Origin of the sequence: Micromonospora sp. WMMD882 (assembly GCF_027497255.1) — a bacterium.
Classification (GTDB): Bacteria; Actinomycetota; Actinomycetes; order Mycobacteriales; family Micromonosporaceae; genus Micromonospora.
On record NZ_CP114903.1, the window covers coordinates 6,359,511 to 6,366,961 of the forward strand.

Annotated in this window: 7 protein-coding genes; 6 read left to right on the plus strand and 1 reads right to left on the minus strand. The window is 75.3% G+C overall.

Translation table 11 applies throughout. The features are described 5' to 3' along the window. Nucleotides 1-417 precede the first annotated feature (417 nt). From O7606_RS27540 to O7606_RS27560, 5 genes are all read left to right on the plus strand, one after another. Nucleotides 418-1,401, plus strand: coding sequence for a Nif3-like dinuclear metal center hexameric protein (locus tag O7606_RS27540; protein ID WP_281596902.1), 984 nt, complete (start codon nt 418-420; stop codon nt 1,399-1,401). After that, nucleotides 1,391-2,128: a C4-type zinc ribbon domain-containing protein gene (locus O7606_RS27545; RefSeq protein WP_281596903.1), complete on the plus strand. Its 738-nt coding sequence runs from the start codon at nt 1,391-1,393 to the stop codon at nt 2,126-2,128. The genes O7606_RS27540 and O7606_RS27545 overlap by 11 nt, the downstream gene beginning before the upstream one ends. Further along, nucleotides 2,125-3,447, plus strand: a complete 1,323-nt coding sequence (locus O7606_RS27550) for a bifunctional RNase H/acid phosphatase (protein WP_281596904.1) — start codon at nt 2,125-2,127, stop codon at nt 3,445-3,447. The genes O7606_RS27545 and O7606_RS27550 overlap by 4 nt, the downstream gene beginning before the upstream one ends. A gap of 147 nt (nt 3,448-3,594) precedes the next feature. After that, nucleotides 3,595-3,837 (plus strand): DUF3311 domain-containing protein, encoded by a 243-nt coding sequence (locus O7606_RS27555; protein ID WP_281596905.1) that lies wholly within the window; start codon nt 3,595-3,597, stop codon nt 3,835-3,837. Continuing rightward, complete coding sequence (locus O7606_RS27560) at nt 3,837-5,498, plus strand: sodium:solute symporter (protein WP_281596906.1); 1,662 nt, start codon at nt 3,837-3,839, stop codon at nt 5,496-5,498. The genes O7606_RS27555 and O7606_RS27560 overlap by 1 nt, the downstream gene beginning before the upstream one ends. Here the strand turns inward: O7606_RS27560 and O7606_RS27565 are convergent. Beyond that, on the minus strand, nt 5,480-6,241 hold the full coding sequence (locus O7606_RS27565) for a sulfite exporter TauE/SafE family protein (protein WP_281596907.1): 762 nt from the start codon (nt 6,239-6,241) through the stop codon (nt 5,480-5,482). The two genes, O7606_RS27560 and O7606_RS27565, sit on opposite strands and share 19 nt — an antisense overlap. Before the next feature lie 138 nt (nt 6,242-6,379). Here O7606_RS27565 and O7606_RS27570 point away from each other — a divergent pair. After that, nucleotides 6,380-7,451: glycosyltransferase family 39 protein (locus tag O7606_RS27570; protein ID WP_281596908.1), on the plus strand; the 1,072-nt coding region annotated here is incomplete at its 3' end.

Genomic DNA, 7,451 nt, shown 5'->3' on the forward strand with positions numbered 1-7,451 from the left:
GGAGCTGGCCGCGACGGCGGCCTGCGTTTCCGCAGGGGCGCCTCACGTTCGGCGGGTGAGCCCGGCTCCACGGCGATCGCGGCGCGCCACCGTGAGGACGGCGTTCCGGCGACCGGTGTTTCGTTTCGGTGATAACGGTGGAACGTTCGTGGAGGAAAGGCCGTTTTCCGGGAGACGAAGACGATCTTGGCCCGCAGCCCGCAGCCCGCAGCCCGCAGCCCGCAGCCCGCAGCCGGCAGCCGGCAGCCGGCAGCCGGCAGCCGGCAGCCGGGAGTCGGGAGTCGGGGCCGGGGGCTGGCGGGGCGCAGGCGGGGTGCCCGTCGACCGTGGGCGGGACGTCCGCCGGGCGTCGTCCGGACGCTCCGGCGGGCCGGGTGTCACCGGCGGATCGGGCCGACGCCGGTAAGCTGGCCCGCCGTGAGCACAACCGGAAACCCGCCGCTGACGGTGGCCGACGTGGTGACCGCCCTGGAGCGGCGCTACCCGCCGTCCTGGGCCGAACAGTGGGACCGGGTGGGGCTGGTGCTCGGCGAGCCGACCGCCGAGGTCCGCCGGGTGGCCTGCGTGGTGGACGTGGTCCCGGAGACCGTCGCCGAGGCGCTCGCCGTCGGGGCCGACCTGATCGTCGCGCACCATCCGCTGCTGCTGCGGGGGGTCTCCTCGGTCGCGCCCACCACGTTCAAGGGGCGGATCGTGCACCAGCTCATCAAACGCGACGTCGCTCTGTACGTGGCGCACACCAACGCCGACGTGGCCCACCCGGGCGTCTCCGACGCGCTCGCCGCCCGGCTGGGCCTGACCGACCTGCGCCCGTTGCAGCCGGCCGCCCCGGGCAGCCCCGCGCACGGTGGCGGGCGGGGCATCGGCCGGATCGGCGAGCTGCCCGAGCCGACGACCCTGGCCGGGCTGACCCGGCACGTCGCCGCCGTGCTCCCGCCGACCGTCTGGGGGGTACGCGCGGCCGGCGACCCGGCCCGCGTCGTGCGCACCGTCGCGGTCACCGGCGGCTCCGGTGACGGTTTCCTCGCCGCCGCGACCGCCGCCGGAGTGGACGCCTACCTCACCGCCGACCTGCGTCACCATTCGGCCGGCGAGCACCTCGCCGAGGGCGGGCCGGCGCTGCTGGACGCCGCGCACTGGGCCACCGAACGCCCCTGGCTGGACGACCTGGCCGAGCACCTGCGGGCCACCCTGGGCGTCGAGACGCACGTCTCCGACCTGGACACCGACCCGTGGACCGGGCACGCCGCCAGCCCCACCCCGCCACGGCCCGGCGACGGGTCCGCCCGGCGCCCCGCCCCGCACTCCGCCCCCGCCCCGCACTCCGCCCCGGACGACGACAAGCCGTGGACGACGACCAAGCCGTGGACGACGACTAAGGAGCCCCGACGTGAAGGCTGAACCGGCAGTGCAGCGCCGCCTGCTCGACCTCCAGGCCATCGACACCGCCCTGGCCCAGCTCGCCCACCGTCGTCGTACCCTGCCGGAACACGCCGAGCTGGACGCGCTGGCCCGGGAGTTGTCCGCGTTGGAGGACCAGCGGGTCCGGGCCCAGGTGGCGGTGGACGACCTGGACCGGGACATCGCCCGCCTGGAGAAGGACGTCGACCAGGTCCGCGCCCGTAAGACCCGTAACGAGGACCGGCTGGCCGCCGGCAGCGGCCCGGCCCGCGAGCTGGAGGCGCTCCAGCACGAGCTGGCCTCGTTGCAGCGGCGGCAGAGCGACCTGGAGGACGCCGAGCTGGAGCTGATGGAGCAGCGGGAGGGCGCGCAGTCCGTACTCGACGGGATCGAGCAGCGGCTGACCGAGGCGCGCGACCGGCGCGCGGAGACCGAGCAGCGGCGCGACGGCACCCTCGCCGAGATCGCCAAGGAGGAGGAGTTCAAGCGCTCCGCCCGGCAGCCGCTCGCCGCCGACCTCCCCACCGACCTGGTCGTCCTCTACGACAAGATCCGTGAGTCCACCGGGCTGGGCGCGGCGCTGCTGCGCGGCGGACGCTGCGGCGGCTGCCGGCTCGACCTGTCCGGGGCCGACCGGGCCCGGATCGCCAAGGCCGCGCCGGACGAGGTGGTGCGCTGCGAGGACTGCCGCCGGATCATGGTCCGCACGAACGAATCCGGCCTGTGAGCCTGGCCAGCGTCGTCGTCGAGGCCGACGGGGGCTCCCGGGGCAACCCGGGCCCGGCCGGCTACGGCGCGGTGGTCCGGGAAGCCGACACCGGTGAGGTGCTGCTCGAACGCGCCGAGGCGATCGGCACCGCCACCAACAACGTCGCCGAGTACCGGGGGCTGATCGCCGGGCTCGCCGCCGCCGCCGAGCTGGGCGCGTCCCGGGTCGAGGCGAAGATGGACTCCAAGCTGGTCGTCGAGCAGATGTGCGGCCGGTGGCAGATCAAGAACCCGGGGCTGCGTCCGCTGGCCGCCGAGGCCGCCGCGCTGGTCCGCCGGTTCGACGCGGTGACCTTCACCTGGATTCCCCGGGAACGCAACCGGCACGCCGACGCGCTGGCCAACGCGGCGATGGACGCCGCCGCCGGCCGTACCCCGAAACGGTCGGTCGTCGAGCCGCCGCGGATCGTGGAGCCGCCGCGCGAGCTGGCCGCCCCCGACTCGCCGGCCCGCGCCGCCGCCCGGGAGGCCGCCGCCCGCGCCACCGCCGGCCGGACCGCCACCAGCGCCGACCCGGCCGCCGCGCCCACCGGCCCGGCCCCGGTCGCCGCGCCGACCGCGCCCGGTCCGACCGACGCCGCGCCGACCGCGCCGGGTCCGGCGGCGACCGGCGCCGACCCGACGACCGGGTCGGCCTCCTGGGAGCCGCGCGCCGCCGCCGAGGCGACCCGGCTGATCCTGGTCCGGCACGGCCAGACCGAGTGGACCGCGCAGCGCCGCTACTCCGGCCGGGGCGACGTGCCGCTGTCGCCGCGCGGCCGGGAGCAGGCGCGGGCCACCGCCGCGCGGGTGGCCGCCCTCGCCCCGGCCGTCGCGGCCGTGGTCAGCTCACCGCTGTCCCGGTGTACGGCCACCGCCCGGCCGATCGCCGCCGCGCTCGGCGGCGTCCCGCTGCGTACCTCCGACGACCTGGTCGAATGTGACTTCGGGGCCTGGGAGGGGCGCACCTTCGCCGAGGTACGCCAGGAGTGGCCGGGCGAGCTGGACGCCTGGCTGGCCTCCCCGGCGGTGGCCCCGCCGGACGGGGAGTCGTTCGTCGACGTGGCCGCCCGGGTCGGCCGGGCCCGGGACGCGCTGCTGGCCGGGCACCCCGGGCAGACCGTGGTGGTGGTCTCGCACGTCTCCCCGATCAAGCTGCTGCTGCGGGACGCGCTGGCCGCCGGGGACGCCTTCCTGCACCGCCTCTACCTGGACCCGGCCGGCATCTGCGTGCTGGACGTCTGGCCGGACGGCGGGGTGGCCGTCCGCTCCGTCAACGACACCGCCCACCTGACGTAGCCGTGCCCCCGCCCGCGCCGGGTGACGCCGCTCGGCGCAGGCGGGACGCCGCTGAGCGCAGAGATCCACAATGGTGGGTGACGCCGGTCACCGCGTCGATAACCTCCGGGCTGTTGCTGTCCGTCACGACCTTCCGGAGGTGGGCGCATGGCCGGGACCGGACCGGAGCCGCCGACCACGACGCGTTCCCGGGGCAGGGACCACAGCCCCTGGAACTGGCTGCTCCTCGTGCCGATCGTGGTGCCGTTGATCCCGGCGCTGTTCAACAGTGACGCGCCCCGGATCCTCGGCTTCCCGCGCTTCTACTGGCTTCAGCTGGCGTACATCCTGCTGGGCGTCGGCACCACGACGCTCGTCTACCAAATGACCAAGCGGCGGGGTGGTCGCTGATGTGGCGGGACAACCTCACCGAGATCGTCATCTTCACCGTGCTGTTCCTGCTGGTCAGCGCGATGGGTTTCGTCGCCGCCCGGTGGCGGGCCCCGAAGGACATGGCCCACCTGGACGAGTGGGGGCTGGGCGGGCGCAGCTTCGGCGGCTGGATCACCTGGTTCCTGATCGGCGGGGACCTCTACACCGCGTACACGTTCGTGGCGGTGCCGGCCCTGGTGTTCGGGGCCGGCGCGGCCGGGTTCTTCGCCGTGCCGTACACGATCGTGGTCTATCCGCTGGTGTTCCTGGTGCTGGTCCGGCTCTGGTCGGTGTCGCACCGGCACGGCTTCGTCACCCCGGCCGACTTCGTCCGTAAGCGCTTCGACTCGCCGGTGCTCGCCCTGATCATCGCGATCACCGGGATCGTCGCCACTATGCCGTACATCGCGTTGCAGCTCGTCGGCATCGAGGCGGTGCTCAAGACGATGGGGGTCACCGGGGAGAGCACCCTGGCCCGGCACCTGCCGATCATCGTTGCGTTCGCCATCCTCGCCGCCTACACGTACCAGTCGGGGCTGCGCGCGCCCGCGCTGATCGCGTTCGTCAAGGACACCCTGATCTACGTCGTCATCCTGGTCGTGGTGCTCTGGCTGCCGCAGAAGCTGGGCGGCTGGGGTGAGATCTTCGACGCCGCCGACGCCAAGTTCGCCGCCTCGGCCAACCCCAACGACGGGATCCTGCTGACCGCCAACAACCAGCTCCAGTACGTCACCCTGGCGTTCGGCTCGGCGCTGGCGCTGTTCCTCTACCCGCACAGCCTCACCGGCGTGCTGGCCAGCCGGAACCGGGACGTGATCAAGCGGAACATGTCGGCGCTGCCTGCGTACAGCCTGCTGCTCGGGCTGATCGCGCTGCTCGGGTTCATGGCCATCGCGGCCGACGTGACGCCGCTGCCCGGCGCGAGGGAGGGCACGGTCGACAGCAACACCGTCGTGCCCGTGCTGTTCGACCAGCAGTTCCCGGCCTGGTTCACCGGCGTGGCGTACGCGGCCATCGGCATCGGCGCGCTCGTCCCGGCGGCGATCATGTCGATCGCGGCGGCGAACCTGTTCACCCGCAACATCTACAAGGAGTACCTGCGCCGGGACGCCAGCCCCGCCCAGGAGGCCACCGTATCGAAGGTCACCTCGCTGGTGGTGAAGGTCGGCGCGGTCGCCTGCATCGTCTTCCTCGACCCGCAGTTCTCCATCGACCTGCAACTCATCGGCGGCGTGATCATCCTCCAGACGTTGCCGGCGGTGGCGCTGGGCCTCTACACCCGCTGGTTCCACCGGGGCGCGCTGATCGCCGGCTGGGCCGCCGGCATGGGGTTGGGCATGTGGATGCTCTACCAGATCCCCAACCCGGCGAACGGGCGGAAGCACTTCGGCGGCTCGGCGTTCCCGCTCTCCGAGTTCGGCGTCGACACCAAGAAGACCATCTACGTCGGGATCGTGGCGGTGCTGGTCAACCTGGTCGTCGCCGCGCTCGTCACCCTCGCGCTGCGGGCCGCGAAGGTCGACGAGGGCGTCGACGGCACCGAGCCGGACGACTACTTCGCCGACGAGGGCGACCCCCGGGTCGACCCCCTCCCCGAGCTGACGCCCGACCCGGTCGACCCTCAGCGCAGCGCGCGGTAGAGCAGGTAGCCGCCGATCACCGTGCCGAAGACCACGATCAGGGTCCTCAGCGCCACCGCCGGCAGCCGGCGCACCAGCCGCGCGCCCGCGTACCCGCCGACCAGGGTGGCCGGGGCGACCACCGCCACGGCCACCCAGTCGACCGGCCCGAACACCGCGAAGACCACCAGCGTGGTCACCCCGACCACCGCCGAGAGCAGGTTCTTCAACGCCGTCACCCGCACCAGCGGGTCGTCACGTACCAGCGCCAGTCCGGCGACCAGCATCACCCCGAGCGCCGCGCCGAAGTACCCCCCGTACACCGAGCCGACCAGCACCATCGCCTGGAGGGTGACCACCCGGCGGCGCAGCCCCACGTCGCGCGGATGCCCGACCAGCCGGCGCAGCGGCCCCTGGAACGCCAGCACCGCCGTCGCGCCCAGCACCAGGAACGGCACCACCAGCTCGAACGCCCGCGCCGGGGTGTTCAACAGCAGCAGCGTCCCGCCCACCGTGCCCAGCGCGGCGGTCGGGACCAGCGCCACCACCGTCCGCCGGGGCGGCAGGTCCCGCCAGCTCCCCGCCACGCTGGCCAGGTAGCCGGGGGCGACGGCCACCGAGTTGGAGACGTTCGCCGGCACCGGCGGCAGCCCGGCCGCGAGCAACGCCGGGAACGTGATCAGGGACCCGCCGCCGGCCGCCGCGTTGACCATGCCCGCGGCCAGACCGGCCGCGAGCAGCAGCAGAACAGCGGAAACGTCCATGATCTGCCGAGCCTACCCAGGCTGCCGCCCGGCGCCCCGGCGCCCGCCGCCCACCCGACGACCCCGCACGGCGGGCCGCAGCCGCGAACGATCCGCCCGGTGCGCGCTTCGGCGGCGTGGAAACGGGAAGAGCCCGGCATGCCCGCCCCAGCCCGCCGGGCCGCCCACGCCCGGGCCGCCCACGCCCGGGCCGCCCACGCCCGGGCCGCCCACGCCCGGGGCGTCTCCGCGAGCCCGGCCGGCGTCGGTATCCTGGCCGCCGCCGGGCTCGCCGCCGTGCTCCGGCTGCCGTTCGTCGGCGCCGGCCTCGGCATGGACGAGGGCGGGTACGCGCACGTCGCCCGGGAATGGTCCCGGGGCGTGCCGCTGTACCGCGAGGCGTGGCTGGACCGCCCCCAGGGGCTGCTCCTGACGTACCGGCTGCTGCTCGACCTGGACCCCGACGGCGGCGCGATCCGCCTCGGCGCGGTGGTCGCCGGCACGCTGATCACCCTGGCGGTCGGCGCGGCCGGCTGGCAGCTCGCCGGCCGCCGGGCCGGCGTGGTCGCGGCGGCCCTCTACGCGACCGTCGGGGTGGCCCCCCGACTGGAGGGGTTCACCCTCAACGGCGAGCTGCTGGCCGGCGTCCCGGCGACCGTCGCGGTGGTCGCCGCGCTGCGCTGGCGGCGGCACGGCGGGCCGGGCTGGCTGGTCGCCGCCGGCATCGCCGCCGGGGCCGCGCTCACCATGAAACCCTCGGGCGTCGACGGCCTCACCGCCACCCTGGCCGTCGCGGCCGTGACCACCGGCCGCCGCCTCTCCGGGTACGGCCCGGCGCTGGCCGGCGCGGCCGGGCCGCTCGCCCTGTGCGCCCTGCACGGGGTGACGGTCGGCTGGTCGGAGTACTGGCACGCGCTGGCCGGCTACCAGCTCGCCGCCCTGGGCGGCCCGCAGTCCGGTGACCGGGCCGCCGCCCTGCTGCGCAGCCTCGGCGCCGCCGCCCCGGAACTGGCCGCCCTCGCCCTGCCGGTAACGGTCGCCCTGTCCCTGCCGCGCGCCGGGCTGTCCCCGTCGCGTGCCGCCCCGCCGTCACCGCGCGCCGTCCCGGCCGCCCTGAGCCGGGTACGCCGGCCGGGGCCGACCGGGGTGATCATGGCCGGCTGGCTGGGCGGGGGAGTGGTCGGGGTGAACCTGGGCGGCGCGTACTGGCCGCACTACTGGGTGCAGCTCC